Below are 18235 nucleotides of genomic sequence, written 5' to 3' on the forward strand. Positions count from 1 at the left end.
GGGGGGGGGGGGGGGGGGGGGGGGGGGGGGGGGGGGGGGGGGGGGGGGGGGGGGGGGGGGGGGGGGGGGGGGGGGGGGGGGGGGGGGGGGGGGGAGGGGGGGGGGGGGGGGGGGGGGGGGGGGGGGGGGGGGGGGGGGGGGGGGACCCCCCCCCCCCCCCCCCCCCCCGCTCGGCGTGCCTGTCCGAACTGGCGTGGACCCGTCGCATATCCACCGTTTCCCAGCGGTAGGAAGCACCTTGGTGGCAGTCTGCTCAACAGCAGATACGCAAAGTAGAGGCACGCAGCCGGAGGTGCACGTCCCGTGGCGTCCAATACCAATCCCACCGTCCGGCGGCGCCGGCTGGGCATGGAGCTGCGCAGGCTCCGCGAAGCCAAGAACATGACCGCCGAACAGGTGGCGGCACGGTTGCTCGTGTCGCAATCGAAGATCAGCCGACTCGAGAACGGCCGCCGCAGTATCAGCCAGCGCGATGTCCGGGACCTGTGCGAGGTGTACGAGGTCGAGGACCACAAGATGGTCGACTCGCTGATGCAGATGGCGAAGGACTCCCGCCAACAAGGCTGGTGGCATGCCTTCGGGGACATCCCGTACAGCGTCTACATCGGTCTGGAGACGGACGCGGAGTCGCTTCGCGTGTACGAGCCGCAGATCATCACGGGGCTGTTGCAGACCCGCGCCTACGCCGAGGCGATCATTCGGGGCGCATCGCCCGAGACCTCCGAGGACGACATCCGGAACCGTATCGAGGTTCGCATGCGTCGTCAGGGCCGCATCACTGCTGAGGGGGACCCGCTGCGCCTCTGGGTCGTGCTGGACGAGGCAGCCCTGCGCCGGGGTGTGGGGAACCGCCAGGTGATGCGCGAACAACTGGAGTACCTCGCCGACGCGTCGCAGCTTCCGCACATCACGGTGCAGGTGCTGCCGTTCGACGTAGGCGCCCATGCGGGGCTCAACGGGCAGTACTCGATCCTGGAGTTCTCCGATGCGACCGATTCGAACGTCGTGTACATCGAGGGCGTGACCAGTGACCTGTATCTGGAGAAGGCCCAGGACGTGCAGAAGTACACCGTGATGTACGAGCACCTCCGCGCACAGTCCCTGAACGTCGACCAGTCGCTGCGTCTCATCCAGGACACCGCGAAGGAGTACGCACGCTGAGCTTCGGGAAGTGGCGGATCTTATAGCCATGGCACGCCCGCGCGGAAGGAACTTCTGGAATATGCCACCCGGTCGGGTGAATGACTGATCCGGATGGCGGGAGCGACCGGTAGCGTCGATCAGGTCAACGATCACCATGCGTTGGCGGAAACCGTGCTCAGTCTCCTAGCCAGAACTGCCAGCACGGAGACAGCGATTCGACAACTGGCTACCGGAGTGGTCATGGCAATTCTTCTGGGTGCCACGGAAAAGTGGACGACGTCCTCCTACACCAATGGCAGCGGCGCCTGCGTGCAGGTCAGGTCCACCGCCGTGAAAGCGCTCGACGTCGGAGACACCAAGGTCCCCGACGGTCCGACGCTGACGTTCCCTGCCGATGCATGGAGCGCCTTCGTGGCCCTGGTCAGGTAGTACCGATCAGGCAGGTTCACACGCACGACCGAAAGCCCTCTCGACAGGCCCGCCGTCCTTGCCGAGGGGGCTCCGCTCGTGCCCCGGGGGATCCGAGAAGGATCAGCTCACGGGGAACGCCACGTCACACACAGGATCCTCGGCCCCCGCCGCCGCCCAGTCGGCGAAGTACACCTCCCGGCACGGGCCCGCCTGCTCCAGGCCCTCCCGGGCGATCCACTCCTGCACCGCCTCGAAGGCCGCCATGATCTGCGGATGCGCCACCTGCGCCTTGGTGATCCGGGTGTAGGCCAGCCGCTGAGCCCGGTGGACCCGCACCTTCGCCCCGTAGGTCCGGCCGTTCTCCTCGACCCACGCCCGGGCGGCCGCCTCGTCGGCCACGGGGACGCACGACTCGGCGGGGCCGTCGCTCTCCATCGACACCTCGGAGTGGTAGACGACGAACGGTGGTGCCGTGACGCCGCCGCACTCTCGCGCCGCCGACTCCAGCCGGCCCAGCGACGCCCCGATCCACGCGGGCAGCTCGCCCGCCAGCACATGCCGGGTCTCGGTGATCACCACCTGCCCGGGCACGTCCACCGTCTCGACCGCGAACTTCTCGTACATCTCGGAGCTCCTCCCCGACAGTCGTCCACGGAGGTAGTCGGCGAGCGTCCGCTGCCCCGCGACCCGTGCCTCGACGTCCGCCCAGTACGTGCCGAGCAGCGCGGCCGCCGTGGGACCGTCGGCCGCCGCGACCACCTCGGCGATCCGGGCGAGCGGCATGTCCAGCTGCCGCAGCATGGCCACGAGCCGGGCCTGTTCGACCTGGCCGGCACGGTAGTAGCGGTAGCCGGTGGCCTCGTCGACATGCGCCGGGGCGAGCAGCCCCAGCCGGTCGTACAGCCGCAGGGCCTTGGCCGAGAGCCGGGCGCGCGCGGCGAACGACCCGATGGTGAGCAGTTCCCGGTCCGGTACGTCCACCACGGCATCCTCCGTCACCGGGCGGGTCTTCCGCCCGGTGACGAGGACACTCGGGCCTGCCCCAGGGGCAAGGTCAACCGGGTCGGGGCCGAGGCCTCAGCCCAGCTGGGCCTCCACCGCCCGCACGACCTCGTCCGACTCCGGCTCGGTCTGCGGGGAGAAGCGGGCGACGACCTGGCCGTCCCGGCCGATGAGGAACTTCTCGAAGTTCCAGCGGATGTCGCCGCTGTGCCCCTCGGCGTCGGCGAAGCCGGTCAGACGGTCGTACAGCGGGTGCCGGTCGTCGCCGTTGACCTCGACCTTCTCGGTCAGTGGGAAGGTCACGCCGTACGTCGCCGAGCAGAACTCGGCGATCTCCTCGGCGCTGCCGGGCTCCTGCCCGAGGAACTGGTTGCAGGGCACGCCGAGGACGGTGAAGCCGCGCTCCGCGTACTGCTCCTGGAGCTTCTCGAGCCCCGTGTACTGCGGGGTCAGACCGCACTTGGAGGCGACGTTCACCACGAGCACGGCCTGGCCCGCGTACTGGGACAGGTCGGCGGAACCGCCCTGCAGTGCACCGATCTCGACGTCGAGGGGAGAGGAACCGTTGGAGCCGTTGGTAGTCGTCATGAGCGCGATGCTAGCTCCGGCGGGTGCCGGCCCGGTGCCCGGCCTCCACGGCGTCCACCAGAACCTGCCCCGCCGCCGTCCGCGAGTACAGCACCGACCTGCCCGCCCGCCGCCGCTCCACCAGCCCGGCGTCCAGCAGCACCCGCAGATGACGCCCCACCGAGCCGAGCCCCTGGCCGGTCACGGCGACCAGCTGACTGGTGCTCAACGGGGAGCCGAGCCGGACCAGCACACCGGCGCGGGCCGTGCCGAGGAGCGCGCCGAGGCTCGCGGGCGCGGCCCTGCCGCCGGGGTCGGCGAGCGCGCCCGCGCACGCGTAGACCACCGCGTACCGGTCGGGCTCCTCCCAGGACACCCAGCCGGTCCTCGGGGTGACCGGCACGAACAGCAGCTCGGCGCCCGAGATCTCACGCGGCGGGTACTCGTGCAGGTTCACCTGGAGCCGGTTGTCGCCCAGCCACCGGGTCCGGCCCGGTCGCAGCGTGTCCAGCGCCGCCGCCCAGCCGCCCCGGCTCACCTGCGCGGTCCGGGCGACCACGTCCGCCTCCAGCACCCGTCGGCGCCGGTCCCAGTCCGGTCGTACGGTCTCGGCCCAGACGTAGGACAGCAGGCCGGCCGCCCGCTCGGGGAGGTCGTCCCGGTCCAGGGCCGCGGGGAGCGGGCCGGCGAGGGAGATCCGCAGGTTGGCCCGGGACCCGCCGGGGCGAGCCGCCCGCACCCGTGCCACCCCCTCCTCGAAGGTCTCCCCGCTCCTCGGGGTCGGCGTGAGGAAGTCGGCGATCCAGGACCGGCCCAGTCCGGCGCGGACGAGCAGCGCGGTCACGGGGTCGGCGGCCAGCCGGGCCCGGTAGCCGGGCAGATGGTCGCGCAGCCAGGCCTGCTCGCCGGGGTGCGCGGGGGTGCCCCGGTGCAGCAACTGGAGGCAGGCGAAGGTCTCGGCGAGCGGGGAGAGCACGAACCGGCTCCCGGCCAGGGTGTCGGCGTTGACCTGCCACCAGCCCACGCACACCCCCGACGAGCCCCGTTGTTTCGCACCCGCGCGAAACAATAACCACCCCGTACGGGCCGCCACAGACTCCCCGCATGCGCAGCTACCGCGAACTGTTCCGCACCCCCGAGTTCACCCCGTTCTTCCTGGCCGCGTCGGCCCAGACGGTCGCCCAGACCATGGGCGGCCTGGCCCTGGGCACCCTGGTGTACCGGGCGACCGAGTCGCCGCTGCTGTCCGCGGTGAGCATGTTCGGCTCGTCGCTGGTGCAGGTGCTGGGCGCGACGTTCCTGCTCTCGGCCGCCGACCGCCTGCCCCCGCGCGCGGCCCTGACCGCCCTGCCCCTGCTCTTCGCGGCGGCCACGGCCGCCTTGGCCCTGCCGGGCCTGCCGGTCTGGGCGCTCTTCGTGATCGTGTTCGCCAAAGGGCTGGCGGAGTCGGTGGGCGGGGGAGTGCGCTGGGGCCTGCTGAACGAGATCCTCTCCAAGGACGGCTATCTGCTCGGCCGCTCGGTCTTCAACATGATGAGCGGCCTCATGCAGATCGCCGGCTACGCGACCGGCGGCGCGCTCGTGGCGCTGCTGTCCCCACGGGTGTCCCTGCTGGTGGCCGCCGCCCTGTACGCGGTGTCGGCCGCGGTCGTGCGCCTGGGCCTGGCCCGCCGCGCGCCCCGTACGACGGGCCGCCCCTCGGTCGCGGCGACCTGGCGCGCCAACGCGCTGCTGTGGTCGTCCGCGCCCCGCCGCCAGGCATATCTGGCCCTCTGGATCCCCAACGGCCTCATCGTCGGCTGCGAATCCCTCTACGTCTCCTACGCCCCCGAGTCCGCCGGCACCCTGTTCGCCTGCGCCGCGCTGGGCATGCTGGCCGGGGACGTGCTGGTGGGCCGGCTGGTCCCGCCGCGTCTGCGCCCGCGCCTGGGCTTCCCGCTCCTGCTGCTCCTGGCCGTCCCGTACGTGCCGTTCCTCCTGCACCCTCGGGTCCCGCTCGCGGCCGCCGCGGTCACCCTGGCCTCCGTCGGCTTCGGCGCGAGCCTCGTGCAGCAGGAGCGCCTGGTGGCCCTGACCCCCGACGCCCTGACGGGCCATGCCCTGGGCCTGCACTCGGCGGGCATGCTCACGATGCAGGGCGTGGCCGCGGCGCTCGCGGGCTCCGTGGCCCAACTGACGTCTCCGGCGGTGGCGATGACGGTGATGGCCACGGTGTCGACGGGAGTGACGCTGTCCCTGATGGCGGCGGGACGGCGCGAGGAGCGGGCGGTGCCGGCCGTGGCCCGGGAGTCGTGACTCCCGCCCGTAGGGCTGCTCCACGTCCGGCTACTCGACGCCGAAACCGTCCCTCTCCGCCTCCGCGAACACCTCGGGAACCTCGTTGTCGACCACGACCCGCGACAGCAGCACGGCCAGCCGTTCCCGTTCGACGCCGTTGAGCCCGGCCGGCAGGGCCTCCATCCGGCGTACGGTCTCGGCGTAGAACTTCTCGGCGAGCGAGGCCCCTTCCTCCGTCAGCCCCACCCGCACGGCCCGGCCGTCCCTCGGGTCGGCCTCCCGCCGTACCAGCCCCCGGCGCACCGTCCGGTCCACCAGCCCGGTCAGGCTCGACTTCGCCAGCCCGAGCGTCTCCCCGAGCTCCCCCATCCCGTACGGCTGCGGCATCAGCACGCACAGCAGCTGTCCCTGCTGGGGCGTCAGTCCGTACGCCCGGCTGGCCTCCGCGTACACACCGTCCACCAGGAACGCCGCCCGCACCAGCGCGGCGACGACACCCACCTGCCCGCCTGCCCCGTTCCCCATCGGGTCAGGGTACCGAGCGGTAGGACCGGCCTCGGCCGGTTCGGTGGCGTACCGGTCACTCCTCGTCCGGGGCCTCGCCTTCGATGAGCCGTTCCGCGATGTCGTCGGCCCACTCCTGCGCCCAGCGGCGCAGGCCGGCGACGGCGGAGACCTCGAGACCATGGACGGTGAACGCCCGGTCGTCGATCCAGTCCGTGCCGGTCAGCCGGGCCTGGAGGTCGGTGAGGTCGAAGGTGTCGGGGGCGTGGCGGCGGCCGAGTTCCTCGAGTTCGGGGTGGCTCCAGCGGGCCGAGGCGGCGTGTACGTCGACCAGGTCGCGGGCGAGTCCCCGGTCGGCCAGGTCCCGTACCCGGGTGCCGACGAGGTCGTCGAGGGAGAGCGCGGGCCCCAGCTCCGTCCGTACGGCCGGGCGCCACAGCACCTCCTTGTGGACGCCGACTTCGTACTCCTCCTCGGTCGCCGCGTCCGTGACGAGGAACTGGGCGGACAGCGGCTCGGTCTCCCGGGTCTGCACGAGCCAGCCACGCGCCACCAGCCCGGCCCGGACCGTGCCGGCGACGGCGTCCATCCCGGCGGGGTCCTCGGTCGCCACGTCCACATCGGGCCCGGCCCGCTCCACGAGCCCGTGCGCCAGTACGGCGTACCCGCCCGCGAGAACGAGCGAGTACTCCTCACCCACCGCGAGAAGATCACCGACGAGACGGCTGCGCGGCTCGGAGAGGGGCGGCGGGGTGATCATTCCCTGATTATCGTCCGGGGGCTGTGGGTGGCTGAGGGGATGGGGCCCGTACGGCGGAACGCCCTTGTGCTTCTGGGGGCGCGGGGAACTGCGCGACCAGCCCCCACGGCGCCGCACTGGACCACGAACCCGCTACGGCTTACGGCCGACGCCGCAGTACGCGTCCACGGCCACACCGAGGTCGGACGACGACTCAGGCCGCCACTCCGAAACCCGCACCACCCCCGGCCTCACCAACTCCAGCCCATCGAAGAACCCGGCGATCTCTGCAACCGAACGGACGTGATACGGCACCGCCCCACTCGAGTTGTACGCCTCCGACGCCGCGATCATGCCCTCACTCGTGGCCGTACTGTCGCTGACCACCAGGTGGCTGCCGGCCGGCAACCCGGCCATGAGCCGCCGCACCAGCTCCCGCGCCCGCTCGTAGTCGGCGACATGCCCCAGCGTGTTGAGGATCATCAGCCCGACCGGCCGCGACAGGTCGAGCGTGCCCGAGGCGGCCTCCAGGACGGCCTCCGGGTCGTACAGGTCGGCGTCCAGATACGCGGTGACGCCCTCGGGCGTGCTGGTGAGCAGCGCGTTGGCGTGGGCCAGCACGATGGGGTCGTTGTCGACGTACACGATCCGGGCGTCCGGTGCGACGCGCTGGGCGACCTCGTGCGTGTTGTCGGCGGTCGGCAGCCCGGTTCCTATGTCCAGGAACTGCCGGACGCCCTGCTCCTCGGCCAGCTGCCGGACGGCCCGTCCCAGGAAGCGGCGGCTGGTGACCGCCACATCGACCAGGCCGGGAAAGATCGACTTGATCTGGTCGCCGATCTCGCGGTCGACCTCGTAGTTGTCCTTGCCGCCGACGAAGTAGTTCCAGAAGCGGGCCGAGTGCGGCTTGGAGGTGTCGATACGGGCACGCAGGCTGTCGTCGAGCACGGCAGGGCCTCCTGGGGGTGGGGAAGGGGGACCGGTTCACCAACCTAGGCGAATCACCTGGCCGGACAGTGAAGTTGTCCGCTCCCCGCCACTCCCCACCATGGCGTTTCGGCCACCCGGCCGTGGCCGGGTCACACGCCGCGCGGCGAGACCCCGCCCAGACGCCCGGCCCCGCCGTCGCCGCCCCCGTGACCCCGCGTCGCCAGCCACACGCCCCGTCCCAGGGCCCACAGCAGCAGCCCGGCTGCGACCGGCGTACCGAAGATGACCAGCATCCCGGCCCCGATGTTGGCCCCGACCACCCCCGCGGTCAGGACCCTCCACCCCACACCGGCCATGAGCCCGACGACCACGAGCGGGCCGAGCACCCCCCACCACCGCCGGTCCAGCGCCCCACTGCGCGCCGCCCGCACCAGCACCGCGGCCCCGGCCCCCGCCAGCACCAGCGCGACCCCGCCGACCACCGCCGCGACACCGTCCCCGACGCCCCACGGCTGGTAGGCGTAGTCGAGCTCACTCGCCGGCAGCCCGTCATAGTCCTGCTGCCCCATCAGCCCCCAGGCGGCGACAGGCACCCCAAGAGCGAGCGCGACCCCGGCCGTAAGCATTCCCCGATTCCTCATACAGCCATGGTCGCGTCGGCGGACCGGGCCGTCATGAGCACGCGTACTCAAGTACGTGGGCCCATGTGCACCAAGGCCCTGGACTGTCAGTCCCGTCGCATAGGGTTCCCACATGGCTCTCGCCGACATATCGCGCATCGAGATCGAGAAGGCGATCGAGGAGTGTGACCGGCTCGGGCGTGACGCCTTCCTGAGCGCCTACGGGTTCTGGCGGGCCCGCCGCTACCTGCTGCTGCACAAGGGCAGGCACTACGACTCGAAGGCGATCGTCGGGGCGGCACACGGTTTCCTGCCCGGGGAAGGGCCGCTGGCTCCGAACGCGAAGGGTTTCTCCGGAGGTGCGGAGCACGCCGCACGCTTCCTCGAGCGCCTCGGTTTCTCCGTAGGGCCTGAGGAGAGCGGCCTGACGCACGACGAGTTGCTCTTCCGGATCACCCACCTGAAGGTGAACCGTTCCGCCGGCCGCCCGGCCCTGTACAAACCGATCGTGCTGCTGTGGGCCATGGGACGGGCCCTCCGCGACGAGGCCCGGCTCCTTCCCTGGCCCGAGACCGAGGAAGCCCTCAATGGCCTGTTGCGGCGGCACGCCACGCGTGGCGAGCGCCTGCGCCCGGACTATCCGATCGCGTCTCTCCACCGCGAGGGCATCTGGGAGTTGGGGGACTGCCCGCACCCGGTGCCCACCGCACACGGCGACGCCCAGCTGAAGCGCTGGTTCGCCACGCACGAGCCGCTCGGTGGCCTCGTCGAGCCCGCGCGCGACTTGTTCCGGCATTCCGCCGTGACGCGTCTCGCCGTCATCGACGAACTCCTCGGCACCTTCTTCGAGGACCTCGACCCCGCCCCGCTCCTCGCCGACGTGGGCTTGGACGACGTCGAGTCGGCCGAACCCGCGATCCCGCCGGGCCGTGCGACGGAGCAGTGGCTCCTCACCGCCGCCGAGTACGAACGCGGTTGCAGGCTCGTCGAGGAGCGGGAATCGAGGACCCAGGGCCACCGGCCCACCCGGACCACCCGGCCCCCGATCCGCTCCCGGGCCGCCCGCTTCCTGGTCCTCGGACGCAGCCAGGGCCACTGCGAGAACCCGCGCTGCACGGGCCAGCCGGCCGATGTCACCGACCGCGATCACCCGATCCTGGAGGTCGACCACGTCGTCGACCTCGCCCTCGGCGGTCGTGACCACCCCAGCCAGATGGTGGCCCTCTGCCCCAACTGCCACGCGGTGAAGACCCGTGGGCGGACGCGGGAGGCGCTCCGCGAGCTTCTGGTCGAGGTGGCGCTGGAGCGGCACGCGACCGGCGGCGACGGCGGGGCCGCCGCTCCCGGATCATCCCTGTAGAAGGCGCGCCGTTCCCGCACCTCCTTCAGCTCCCTCAGCCCGGCGCCACCGCGCGCCCCGTCTGTGGGGAGATCATCCCCGCGCACAGGCCCCGGGCCGTCAGGGTCTGGGCGATGCGGGGGACGGCTGCGAGGGTGTTGGCGGGCCAGTCGTGCATGAGGATGATCTGGCCGTTGGTGAGGCGGGCGGTGGCCTGGACGATCGCGTCGGTGCTCGCGCCGTTCCAGTCCTGGGAGTCGACGTGCCAGATGATCTCGGTCAGGCCGTGCCGGGCCGCGATCGACTTCACCGTCGCGTTGGTCTCGCCGTAGGGCGGGCGGAACAGTTTCGGGGTGCCGCCTCCCGCGCCCGCGACGGCCTGCTGGGTCCGGGAGATCTCCGAGTCGATCTGCGCCTGGCTGAGTCGGGTCAGGTGCGGGTGCGTGTAGCTGTGGTTGCCGACCCACATGCCGGCGGAGACCTGGGCCCGGACCAGGGACGGGTTGGCGGCGGCGTACTGGCCCTGGTTGAACATCGTGGCCCGCAGCCCGTTCTGGCGGAGCGCGTTGAGGAGTCTCGTCGTGGTGCCGGAGGGGCCGTCGTCGAAGGTGAGTCCGACGTAGCCGTTGCAGGCGGCGGCCTGTGCCGGGGCGGTGGTGACGGTGAACGCGGTCGCTGCCGTCAGGAGGGCGGTGAGCAGCGCGGCGCGTGCTGTGGCTGCCATCGTCAGCGCACCGTGATGCTGGAGCTGCCGCTGCTCCGGTAACCCTCGGTCGCCATGATCATGTAGTACTTGAAGTTGCCCAGGGGCATCCCGGCCCGGGCCCAGGCGTCGAAGTGGTTGCCGGTGGTGATGGTGCCGCCCGTCCGCTTGGACTGCCGCACGCTCCAGTACTGGTCGAAGGTCTTCGTGCCCTCGACGGACGGGGCGTTGTAGCGCGTGGTCTTGTAGATGTCGTACGTGCCGCCGTCGCTGGTGACGGTGCCCTTGTACGTTCCCGTCGGCCGGTACGTGCCCCAGTTGTCGACGATGTAGTACTCGATGAGCGGGTTCGCCGTCCAGCCGTAGAGGGTCAGGTACGAGTTGCCGGACGGGTTGAAGGTGCCGGAGTAGGTCACGCTGCGGCGGGCTCCCGTGCTCCAGCCCTTGCCGGCGACGAAGTTGCCGGTGTTCCGCCATGACGTGCTGTAGCTGCCGCCGGCGGACAGGTTCATGGAGACCGTGCCCTGGCTGTCGGTCCAGAACGAGTAGTAGTAGCCGTCGTGGGTGCCGGTCTGGTTCCTCGTGACGACCGTGTCGGCGTGGGCGGTGCCCGGCAGGGCCAGGACGGCCCCCGCGACCAGCAGCATCGTGCAGACACCGCTGATGAGCAGCCGTAAGCGGCTGAGTGCGTTGCTCATGGGCGTGCTTCCTCCATCGTCCTCGTGGGGTGGACGGGGTGCTCTGTCACCGGGGAGTGTTGGCCTGACCCTGTCAACTGTCAATGGTTTCGGTGGTGGTTGCGAAAGATTCGTCGGCTGGAGGCAGGGGATCGTGGCGTATATCCGCTGGTCCAGGGGGGATTTGGGGCTGGGGTGGGGGGAGAGGGAGTGGCATTCCAGACGGAATGTGAAGTTCCGTTACTCGAATCTTTCGGACCGTTTCCGGATCAAGCGGCCTTTGTTCCACGGACGCTCAGACCGAGCGATCGTGGGGACGGGGGGTGTTCCCCACCCGCGAGCGGTGGCTCGCCGGATGGGCGGCGGCATGCGCCTGCGGTGATCGTGTACGGACGGGTCTCCCGCTCGCCGGGGACCACTTGACGAACACCGAGGGGGAACAATGAAGCGTCCTACGGAGCACGCTCTGGCGCGACGTACTCTGCTGGCCGGAACGGTGGCGGCACTCGGCGCGGGAACGGTGTGGGGTGTCGCGGGGACGGCCGCCGCCGATGGGCGGAGGGGACCGTTGGGGCAAGGGTCGCTGGACGCCGAGGTGGCGCGCCTGGAGCGTGGGCTGATCGAACTGAGACGGGACATCCACCGGCATCCCGAGCTGCCGGGGGAGGAGCGTCGTACGGCGGGCGTGGTCGCCCGGGAGCTGCGGGCGGCCGGGCTGGCCGTCACCACCGGAGTGGGCGGTCACGGCGTGGTCGGTGTCCTGCGCGGTGCGCGCCCCGGCCGGACGGTCGCGTACCGGGCGGACATGGACGCCGTACCGCCGAAGGACATCGTCGGAGGCGGCCAGGCCGCGGCCCACTTCTGCGGGCACGACATCCACACGACCGTGGCGATCGGCGTCGCCAAGGTCCTGGCGCGGCTGCGGCGGCAGCTCAGCGGCACGGTGGTGTTCCTCTTCCAGCCCGCCGAGGAGAGCCTCTCCGGAGCCCGCGCCCTGATCGAGGCGGGCGTGCTGGAGCGCACCCGCGTCCAGGAGATCCACGCGCTGCACTGCGGGCCCTTCCCCGTCGGCCGGTTCGCCGTGACCCCGGGCTACGGGATGCCGGGCCAGGACAAGGCGGAGCTGACCCTCCAGGGCCCTGACGCACCCGACGCCGCGCGGCGACTGGCCGCCGAGATCGGCGCGCTCGCCACCGTGACACCCCCGCGGACACCCGCGGACATCGAGCGGATGATCACCGACGCCCAGACCCCCGACGGCCCGCTGGCCCGTTTCGTGGCCCTCCGGGCCTCGGCGCAGGAGGCCAAGGTGAGCGTGTCGTACCGCTGTTGGCCGCAGGAGCGGTACACGGAGGTACGCGAGCACATCCGCCGACTGGCCCGGTCATACCCCGGAACCGAGGTCCGCTTCCCCACCGAGCCGTTCCCCGCCATGGTCTGCCCGGCACCGGACGCCCAGGCACTCGCCCGTCATCTGCGCCGCGGACTGGGCCCGGACGCGGTCACCACACTCCATTCCGCGTTCCCGCCCTTCAGCGGCGAGGACTACGCCCTCTACCTGGACCGCGTCCCGGGCACCTACACCTTCCTGGGCGTCCGCACCCCGGGCGCCCCCGTCACCACCAGCTATCCCCACTTCACCGACTTCGCCCCGGACGAGCGGGCCATCGGCATCGGAGTACGGGCGATGACGGGGTGGATCGCGGAGCGGACCTGTGAGCCGGCCGTCAGGGCTGCGTCGCCGCGACCTTGACGCCGAAGCCGATCAGGACGACGCCGGTCACCCGGTCCATGGCGCGGCGCACGGCGGGCCGTTCGAAGAAGGTACGGGCCTTGGACAGCAGCGCCACATAGCCGCTGAGCCAGAGGACGGTGAGCCCGGCGTGCAGCAGCACCAGAAGTGCCATACCGGCGTGGGGAGACAGACCGGTGGGGGCGAGTGTCGGCAGCAGGCCGGTGTAGAAGACGGCGATCTTGGGGTTGAAGACGTTGCTGACCAGCCCCGTCCGCCAAGGGTTCCCGGCCGGCGCCGCTCCCCCTGGTCCGGGCGCCCGCTTCTTCCGGCTGCCGAGCAGCGACTGGACCCCGAGGACGACGAGATACGCGGCCCCGACCAGCTTGACGACGGTGTAGGCCGTGGCGGACGCCGCCAGGACGGCCGCCAGCCCGACCACCGTGAGCACGCCCCAGACCAGCAGTCCGGCCGTGATGCCGCCGACCGTCCGGAGCCCGTCCCGCCAGCCGCGGGCCACCGCCCGCTTCGTCACGACCGCCATGTCCGGCCCGGGAACCATCGTCAGGGCGGCGAGCACGCCGACCGCCGCGAGGAGCTGTACGAACATGTCCGCCATCTTCGCACTCGCATGCGAGCGGCCTGTCCGTGTGCCCGGGTGTTCACACGGCCCCGGACCCGTCGGGAAGCAACAGCGCGGAGCCGTCGTGCAGTGTGATGCGGATCGCCGTGAAGTCGACGGCCTCCGCGGCCGGCTTGCCGGTCCCCGGATTGCGGGCGTACCGAGGATGCGCACCCCCGCTGATCTGCCAGCGAATCCGGTGCCCGGCCGGGAAACGGTAGGCGGTGGAGCTCATCGGCACGGTGACCTCCGAGGGCCCTTCCCCCGCCGTCTCCACCTGGGCCAGTCCGTCGCAGACGTTGGTGGAGCGGCCCTGCGCGTCCACGTCGCACAGACGGCTGAAGACATCGGCGTACCCGGTGTCCGTGGAGACGCTCAGCCGCGCGGAGACCGGACCGAGGACGTCCACGGGCTCGGCCAGCGGGGGGCCGGTGAACGTCAGGACGTCCTCCCGTCCCTCCAGAGTGCTGTTGTCGCGGGCGCCGGCCGTCCGGGACAGCAGGGGACCGCCGAGGGACGGCGTCGGGTCGGCCGGGTCGTGGCGAAGGGACGCCAGGGGCACGGACTCCGCTCCGGCGGCGGGAGCCGCAGGAGCCCGCCGGTCGAGGTGCCCGTCCGCCGCGGCAACCCATGAGGTGGTGGCGGGGGAGGAGGGGGACGGCCAGTCGTCGAGGTCCCGCCACACGTCCTCGCCGCCGACGTGCACACGCACCCGCGTGGGACGCAGCCCGGAAGGATCGCCGCACAGGTGCGCGCGCAGCCACGCGAGGCTCTCGGCGAAGACCTCGGGCCAGCCCTGCTGCATGGCGGAGGTGTGCGTCCAGGGGCCGACCAGCAGGGCGGTGTCGCACCCGGCCGCGCGCAGCCGGGCGTACTGCTCGAAGGTCTGGTCGGCCAGGGCGTCGTGCCACCCGGTGACCAGACTCGTGGGGACGCTCAGCCCCTCGGCCGCCCGGGCCAGGGACGCGCCGTCCCAGTACGGGTCCGTGGCGTCCGGGTGCGTCATCACGTCGTCCAGCCACGGCACGTCCCCGAGGGCGGAGGCATACGCCCCGCGCAGCGGACGCGCCGTCACGATGTCGCGCATACGGCGCTGCAGCCGCAGCGTCGCCTTGGCGACCGGCATGATCCCCTGGTGCTGGTACGTCATGCCCAGGCCCACGAGCAGGGCGTTCTCCAGCCGCAGGGCGCCGTCCGCGTAGAACAGGGCGTACGGGTCGTGCAGACCGACCTGCACCACCATCGCCTTCAGCTCCGGCGGCGGGTCCAGGGCGAGCGCCCACTGCACGTACCCGAGGTAGCTGGGGCCGATGGTGCCCAGCGTCCCGTTGAACCAGGGCTGTTCGCGCAGCCAGGCCACCGTGGCCCGGCCGTCGGCGGCCTCGTTGTGCCACAGATCGAACACGCCGCCCGAGCCGCCGGTGCCGCGGCAGCTCTGCAGGACCACATGGAAGCCCTGCTCGGCGAAGAGCATGCCGTACTGCGGGGACCAGGGCAGACCCCTGCCGTACGGCGAGCGCACCAGCAGGGTGGGGAAATCGCCGTCCGTGTCCGTACGGGGGAAGTAGTGGTCCGTGACCAGCGCACTGCCGTCGGCGGCCGGCACCTCCAGCCCCGGCTCCCATCCGACGTCGTACCGCTTCTCCGGAAGCCCGCGCCAGATCGCCCGCATCATCCGCGAGGACAGCGGCGGCTTCCGGGCGGACGGCGTCCAGGCCGGCTGTGCCGCTGGGTCGTGGGTGCGTGAAGCCATGGTCGGTTCCCCCTCCTCGATTTTCCGTACGTTGTACGAGAATAGGGGATGCTTGGATACGACGACAGCGGCCCTCGGTGAACAGGAGTACGCGACCGTGACGCGTGAGGACGGTTCCGGCACCCCGGGCCACGACCCGCAACAGCTGTGGCTGAGCCCCGGTCAGCCCCGCAGGGGCCGCAAGCCCGCCTTCAGCCGGGAGGCGATCACTACGGCGGCGGTGGCCCTCGCGGACGCGGAAGGCCTCGAAGCGGTCACCATGCGGCGCGTCGCCGCACAGGTCGGCGCCGGAGTCATGTCGCTCTACAGCTACGCCCCCGACAAGGACACCCTGCTGGAGCTGATGGTCGACCACGTCAGCGGCGAACTGCCCGCCTCGGCCGCCCTCACCGGCGACTGGCGCACCGACCTCAAGACCATCGCCCACCTCCAGCGCGCCAACATGCTGCGCCACCCCTGGCTGCCCACCGCCCTGTCCACCCGCCGCAGCCTCGGCCCCCACACCCTGGCCTTCCTGGAACACGCCCTCGCCGCCCTGCGCCCCACGGGCCTGGACGGCGCGGCCAAGCTGGAGATCTTCGCCCAGCTCACGGCCTTCGTCGCCGGACACGTCACCCACGAACTCACCCAGGCGGCAGCCGCCGGCTCCCCCGACCGGGCCGCGGCCGAGGCCCGCTACCTCGCGACGGTCGCCGCGGACGGCCACCACCCGGAACTAGCCGAGGCCCTCGCGGCCCCCGCCCGCCCCCTGACCCCCGAGGCCACCTTCACCCGCTTCCTCAACCGCCTGATCGACGGCCTCGGCACGGACTGAACCTTCAAGGCCGACCGAGCCGACCGAGCCGACCGAGTCGCGTCGGCCCCACGGACCGGTCCCCGGCGACACCTCGCCCGCAGGCGCATGATGAAGACATGACCGACCGCGACGACTTCCTGGCGTGGGTCAGGACCGCCCTGTACGAGGCGGAGCGCGCGCTGCACAACGGCGATGCGGCCCCCCGCCGGGCACTCTGGTCACGCGACGAGCCCGTGAGCGTCATGGGGGCGTGGCGCGACGCCTACGGCCGGCGGGAACTCGACAAGCTCTTCACCACCCTCGGGGAGAGCTTCTCCGACTGCACGTCGTACGAGTTCGAACTGCGGGCGTACGACGTGTCCGGAGACATGGCCTACACGGTCGGCCTCGAACACGCCTCCGCCTCCGTCGACGGAGAGCCGCGCACCTACACCCTGCGCGCCACCCAGACGTACCGACGCGAGGACGGCGAGTGGAGGGTGGCCCACCGTCACGCCGACCGAGTCACCGAGTGACTGCCGCCATTCATGCCGGATCGGAGACACGCATGACAGATCTCAAGTTTGAGCAGAAGCGCTCCCTGTCCCGCCTGGAGGCGGCCGACCAGCTCACGGCACTCGCAACCGCCCTGAGAGAAGGTGGCGACGCTGAACTGGAACTCAGCTCCGGAACGCTGAGCCTGCGCATCCCCGACGACCTCCAAAGCGAGATGGAGGTCGAGATCGACAACGGGGAGATCGAGCTGGAAATCGAACTCAAATGGCCGACCACGCCGAAGCGAAATAAGCCCCCCGCCAAGGCCGCCCGGAAGAGCCCGAGCCCGAGTACGAGCAAGCCCAAGACCACGAAGCGGTCGGCCACGAAGAAGCCGACCACGAAGAAGCCGACCACGAAGAAGTCGGCTACGAAGAAGCCCTGAGCGGCACCGGAGACGAGGCCGGCGCCGAGTCTCCGTAACGGGCGGCCAGCGCGGCGGCACGGTCGCGCAGGGCGGAGCGCAACGACTGCGGAGCCAGCGCTTCCGCGTCCGTGCCGAGCTGCCACAGCGCCCATTCCGCGTGCCGTGAATCCTGGAAGGTCACCTCCAGCCGCAGCCGGCCGTCCGCGTCGGGCTCTTCCGCGCGGACGGCCAGCGCGCTGTCCAGCAGCTCCTCCCGCCGCGCCGGGGCCACCCGGACCAGCACGGTGATGTGGTCGCCGCCGGAGAGAAACCGCGCGGAGCGTTCCCGCCAGATCCGGTCCAGATCGACCCGGTTCGGTCGCTGCGCCGCTTCGGGCAGCTCCTCGGCGGCCAGCACCCGCGACAGCCGGTACGTGCGGTCCGTTCCGGCTCTCGTGGCCAGCAGATAACCCCGGTCGCGCACGGTGACCAGGCCGATCGGGTCCACCGTGCGCCACCGCGGCGTCTGGCCCGTGGCCGCGTAGTGGATGCGCAGCTTGTGCCCGGCGAGCACCGCGCGCCGGACCTCGGCCATGGTGGCGCCGGGCACCTCATCGGTGACCAGCCGACGCGCGAGCAGGTCGGTCTCCGGATCGACGAGAAATCGCTGAGCCGCGTCGCTCGCGGTGGCCCGGTGGTTCTCGGGCAGCGCGTCGACCACCTTCCGCATGGCCGAAGCGAGCGCCGAGCCGAGGCCGAACGCCTGCTCGCCGCGCACCGATCCGGCGGCCAGCAAGGCGAGGGCTTCGTCGTGGTTCAGCCCGGTCAGCTCGGTCCGGAACCCGGGCAACAGCGCGAAACCGCCGTGCCGCCCACGCTCGGCGTAGACCGGGACACCGGCCGCGGACAGCGCCTCGATGTCGCGCAGCACGGTGCGGGTGGACACCTCCAGCTCGCGGGCCAGCGTGTCCGCGGTCAGCCGACCGCGCTGACGCAGCAGGAGCACCAGTGAGACCAACCGGTCGGCGCGCATACAAGGACGCTAACGGAATACATGACCAAGGGTGTCATGATTTGTTGCGAACCTCGTTGCCACGACGTCGAATCGAATCGAATGGAGCTGACGTGGCGATGGAACGCACGGCGATCAACCCGGTGACGTGGTCCGTGGACATGGGGTTCAACCAGGGCGAGGTCGTCTCCGGGCACACCCGGACCCTGTACATCTCGGGACAGACCGCGATGAGCGCCGACGGCAAGCCCCAGCACGACGGCGACATGGCGGCGCAGTTGGCGCTGAGCATCGACAACCTGGAGGCCGTACTCGGCGAGGCCGGCATGTCTCTCACCAACCTCGTCCGGCTCAACGTCTACACGACCGACGTCGATCTCCTCCTCCAGCACTACGGCGTACTGGCGGCACAGTTGGGCGCCGCCGCGGTGGCGCCGACCACCACGATGCTCGAAGTGAAGCGTCTGGCGATCCCCGGCCAGCTGGTCGAACTCGAGGGAACCGCCGTCGCGTGACGCGACCTCGCCG

21 protein-coding genes are annotated in these 18235 nt (G+C 71.6%); 9 read left to right on the forward strand and 12 right to left on the reverse strand.

The window, feature by feature from the left end; translation table 11 throughout:
• The first annotated feature begins 303 nt into the window (after positions 1-303).
• Together ACZ6I3_RS22095 and ACZ6I3_RS22100 are read left to right on the forward strand one after the other, a co-directional pair.
• The gene (locus ACZ6I3_RS22095; protein WP_469416684.1) at positions 304-1161 is read left to right on the forward strand and encodes a helix-turn-helix domain-containing protein; all 858 of its coding nucleotides are present in this window, start codon (positions 304-306) and stop codon (positions 1159-1161) included.
• A gap of 222 nt (positions 1162-1383) precedes the next feature.
• Positions 1384-1572: a DUF397 domain-containing protein gene (locus ACZ6I3_RS22100; protein WP_469417009.1), complete on the forward strand. Its 189-nt coding sequence runs from the start codon at positions 1384-1386 to the stop codon at positions 1570-1572.
• Between the two features lie 102 nt (positions 1573-1674).
• Here ACZ6I3_RS22100 and ACZ6I3_RS22105 read toward each other — a convergent pair whose 3' ends face one another.
• The 3 genes from ACZ6I3_RS22105 to ACZ6I3_RS22115 form a co-directional block, all read right to left on the reverse strand.
• On the reverse strand, positions 1675-2553 hold the full coding sequence (locus ACZ6I3_RS22105; protein WP_469416687.1) for a MerR family transcriptional regulator: 879 nt from the start codon (positions 2551-2553) through the stop codon (positions 1675-1677).
• 78 nt (positions 2554-2631) lie between these two features.
• Positions 2632-3144, reverse strand: a complete 513-nt coding sequence (locus ACZ6I3_RS22110; protein ID WP_469416689.1) for a glutathione peroxidase — start codon at positions 3142-3144, stop codon at positions 2632-2634.
• Positions 3145-3154: 10 nt separating this feature from the next.
• Positions 3155-4147 carry an ArsR/SmtB family transcription factor gene (locus tag ACZ6I3_RS22115; RefSeq protein WP_469416690.1) on the reverse strand — a complete coding sequence of 331 codons (993 nt, stop codon included), beginning with the start codon at positions 4145-4147 and terminating at the stop codon, positions 3155-3157.
• Between the two features lie 80 nt (positions 4148-4227).
• Between ACZ6I3_RS22115 and ACZ6I3_RS22120 the strand changes: the two genes are divergently transcribed.
• Complete coding sequence (locus ACZ6I3_RS22120) at positions 4228-5418, forward strand: MFS transporter (protein ID WP_469416692.1); 1191 nt, start codon at positions 4228-4230, stop codon at positions 5416-5418.
• A gap of 30 nt (positions 5419-5448) precedes the next feature.
• Here ACZ6I3_RS22120 and ACZ6I3_RS22125 read toward each other — a convergent pair whose 3' ends face one another.
• From ACZ6I3_RS22125 to ACZ6I3_RS22140, 4 genes are all read right to left on the reverse strand, one after another.
• The gene (locus tag ACZ6I3_RS22125) at positions 5449-5925 is read right to left on the reverse strand and encodes a MarR family winged helix-turn-helix transcriptional regulator (RefSeq protein WP_468194455.1); all 477 of its coding nucleotides are present in this window, start codon (positions 5923-5925) and stop codon (positions 5449-5451) included.
• A 55-nt stretch (positions 5926-5980) separates the two neighbouring features.
• Complete coding sequence (locus tag ACZ6I3_RS22130) at positions 5981-6664, reverse strand: hypothetical protein (protein WP_469416694.1); 684 nt, start codon at positions 6662-6664, stop codon at positions 5981-5983.
• Positions 6665-6796: 132 nt separating this feature from the next.
• Complete coding sequence (locus tag ACZ6I3_RS22135; RefSeq protein WP_469416696.1) at positions 6797-7591, reverse strand: SAM-dependent methyltransferase; 795 nt, start codon at positions 7589-7591, stop codon at positions 6797-6799.
• A 131-nt stretch (positions 7592-7722) separates the two neighbouring features.
• The gene (locus ACZ6I3_RS22140) at positions 7723-8199 is read right to left on the reverse strand and encodes a hypothetical protein (RefSeq protein WP_469416697.1); all 477 of its coding nucleotides are present in this window, start codon (positions 8197-8199) and stop codon (positions 7723-7725) included.
• A 127-nt stretch (positions 8200-8326) separates the two neighbouring features.
• Here ACZ6I3_RS22140 and ACZ6I3_RS22145 point away from each other — a divergent pair, with 127 nt between their 5' ends.
• Positions 8327-9553: an HNH endonuclease gene (locus ACZ6I3_RS22145; protein ID WP_469416699.1), complete on the forward strand. Its 1227-nt coding sequence runs from the start codon at positions 8327-8329 to the stop codon at positions 9551-9553.
• Positions 9554-9587: 34 nt separating this feature from the next.
• Here the strand turns inward: ACZ6I3_RS22145 and ACZ6I3_RS22150 are convergent, their stop codons facing one another.
• Both ACZ6I3_RS22150 and ACZ6I3_RS22155 read right to left on the reverse strand, forming a co-directional pair.
• Positions 9588-10256, reverse strand: coding sequence for a polysaccharide deacetylase family protein (locus tag ACZ6I3_RS22150; protein WP_469416700.1), 669 nt, complete (start codon positions 10254-10256; stop codon positions 9588-9590).
• A 2-nt stretch (positions 10257-10258) separates the two neighbouring features.
• Positions 10259-10933 (reverse strand): glycoside hydrolase family 11 protein, encoded by a 675-nt coding sequence (locus ACZ6I3_RS22155; protein ID WP_469416702.1) that lies wholly within the window; start codon positions 10931-10933, stop codon positions 10259-10261.
• Positions 10934-11354: 421 nt separating this feature from the next.
• On the opposite strand from ACZ6I3_RS22155, the gene ACZ6I3_RS22160 reads away from it, so the two are divergent.
• Positions 11355-12665, forward strand: coding sequence for a M20 metallopeptidase family protein (locus tag ACZ6I3_RS22160; protein WP_469416704.1), 1311 nt, complete (start codon positions 11355-11357; stop codon positions 12663-12665).
• Here ACZ6I3_RS22160 and ACZ6I3_RS22165 read toward each other — a convergent pair.
• Entirely contained in the window at positions 12640-13254 is a 615-nt protein-coding gene (locus tag ACZ6I3_RS22165; protein WP_469416705.1) for a LysE family translocator, read from the reverse strand. The genes ACZ6I3_RS22160 and ACZ6I3_RS22165 overlap by 26 nt on opposite strands.
• A 52-nt stretch (positions 13255-13306) precedes the next feature.
• Positions 13307-15019: a CocE/NonD family hydrolase gene (locus tag ACZ6I3_RS22170; RefSeq protein WP_469416706.1), complete on the reverse strand. Its 1713-nt coding sequence runs from the start codon at positions 15017-15019 to the stop codon at positions 13307-13309.
• A gap of 97 nt (positions 15020-15116) precedes the next feature.
• Here ACZ6I3_RS22170 and ACZ6I3_RS22175 point away from each other — a divergent pair, with 97 nt between their 5' ends.
• The 3 genes from ACZ6I3_RS22175 to ACZ6I3_RS22185 all read left to right on the forward strand — a co-directional run bounded on the left by ACZ6I3_RS22175 (position 15117) and on the right by ACZ6I3_RS22185 (position 16734).
• A complete protein-coding gene (locus ACZ6I3_RS22175) occupies positions 15117-15833 on the forward strand; it encodes a TetR/AcrR family transcriptional regulator (protein WP_469417010.1) in 717 nt (238 codons plus the stop codon).
• A gap of 98 nt (positions 15834-15931) precedes the next feature.
• Positions 15932-16330 (forward strand): YybH family protein, encoded by a 399-nt coding sequence (locus ACZ6I3_RS22180; protein WP_399017882.1) that lies wholly within the window; start codon positions 15932-15934, stop codon positions 16328-16330.
• A gap of 32 nt (positions 16331-16362) precedes the next feature.
• Entirely contained in the window at positions 16363-16734 is a 372-nt protein-coding gene (locus ACZ6I3_RS22185; protein ID WP_469416709.1) for an amphi-Trp domain-containing protein, read from the forward strand.
• On the opposite strand, the gene ACZ6I3_RS22190 is transcribed toward ACZ6I3_RS22185, so the two are convergent.
• Positions 16718-17728: a helix-turn-helix transcriptional regulator gene (locus tag ACZ6I3_RS22190; RefSeq protein WP_469416711.1), complete on the reverse strand. Its 1011-nt coding sequence runs from the start codon at positions 17726-17728 to the stop codon at positions 16718-16720. The two genes, ACZ6I3_RS22185 and ACZ6I3_RS22190, sit on opposite strands and share 17 nt — an antisense overlap.
• A 98-nt stretch (positions 17729-17826) precedes the next feature.
• Between ACZ6I3_RS22190 and ACZ6I3_RS22195 the strand changes: the two genes are divergently transcribed.
• Positions 17827-18222, forward strand: a complete 396-nt coding sequence (locus ACZ6I3_RS22195) for a RidA family protein (protein WP_469417011.1) — start codon at positions 17827-17829, stop codon at positions 18220-18222.
• The last annotated feature ends 13 nt before the right edge of the window (positions 18223-18235 follow it).

It is taken from the genome of Streptomyces sp. NPDC041940 (genome assembly GCF_055589465.1).

Excerpts from the sequence above, each read along its gene's own strand:
- ACZ6I3_RS22100 (WP_469417009.1), top strand. The coding sequence starts at position 1,384 with ATGGCAATTCTTCTGGGTGCCACGGAAAAGTGGACGACGTCCTCCTAC.
- ACZ6I3_RS22110 (WP_469416689.1), bottom strand. The coding sequence starts at position 3,144 with ATGACGACTACCAACGGCTCCAACGGTTCCTCTCCCCTCGACGTCGAG.
- ACZ6I3_RS22120 (WP_469416692.1), top strand. The coding sequence starts at position 4,228 with ATGCGCAGCTACCGCGAACTGTTCCGCACCCCCGAGTTCACCCCGTTC.
- ACZ6I3_RS22125 (WP_468194455.1), bottom strand. The coding sequence starts at position 5,925 with ATGGGGAACGGGGCAGGCGGGCAGGTGGGTGTCGTCGCCGCGCTGGTG.
- ACZ6I3_RS22130 (WP_469416694.1), bottom strand. The coding sequence starts at position 6,664 with ATGATCACCCCGCCGCCCCTCTCCGAGCCGCGCAGCCGTCTCGTCGGT.
- ACZ6I3_RS22140 (WP_469416697.1), bottom strand. The coding sequence starts at position 8,199 with ATGCTTACGGCCGGGGTCGCGCTCGCTCTTGGGGTGCCTGTCGCCGCC.
- ACZ6I3_RS22145 (WP_469416699.1), top strand. The coding sequence starts at position 8,327 with ATGGCTCTCGCCGACATATCGCGCATCGAGATCGAGAAGGCGATCGAG.
- ACZ6I3_RS22150 (WP_469416700.1), bottom strand. The coding sequence starts at position 10,256 with ATGGCAGCCACAGCACGCGCCGCGCTGCTCACCGCCCTCCTGACGGCA.
- ACZ6I3_RS22155 (WP_469416702.1), bottom strand. The coding sequence starts at position 10,933 with ATGAGCAACGCACTCAGCCGCTTACGGCTGCTCATCAGCGGTGTCTGC.
- ACZ6I3_RS22160 (WP_469416704.1), top strand. The coding sequence starts at position 11,355 with ATGAAGCGTCCTACGGAGCACGCTCTGGCGCGACGTACTCTGCTGGCC.
- ACZ6I3_RS22165 (WP_469416705.1), bottom strand. The coding sequence starts at position 13,254 with ATGTTCGTACAGCTCCTCGCGGCGGTCGGCGTGCTCGCCGCCCTGACG.
- ACZ6I3_RS22170 (WP_469416706.1), bottom strand. The coding sequence starts at position 15,019 with ATGGCTTCACGCACCCACGACCCAGCGGCACAGCCGGCCTGGACGCCG.
- ACZ6I3_RS22180 (WP_399017882.1), top strand. The coding sequence starts at position 15,932 with ATGACCGACCGCGACGACTTCCTGGCGTGGGTCAGGACCGCCCTGTAC.
- ACZ6I3_RS22185 (WP_469416709.1), top strand. The coding sequence starts at position 16,363 with ATGACAGATCTCAAGTTTGAGCAGAAGCGCTCCCTGTCCCGCCTGGAG.
- ACZ6I3_RS22190 (WP_469416711.1), bottom strand. The coding sequence starts at position 17,728 with ATGCGCGCCGACCGGTTGGTCTCACTGGTGCTCCTGCTGCGTCAGCGC.
- ACZ6I3_RS22195 (WP_469417011.1), top strand. The coding sequence starts at position 17,827 with ATGGAACGCACGGCGATCAACCCGGTGACGTGGTCCGTGGACATGGGG.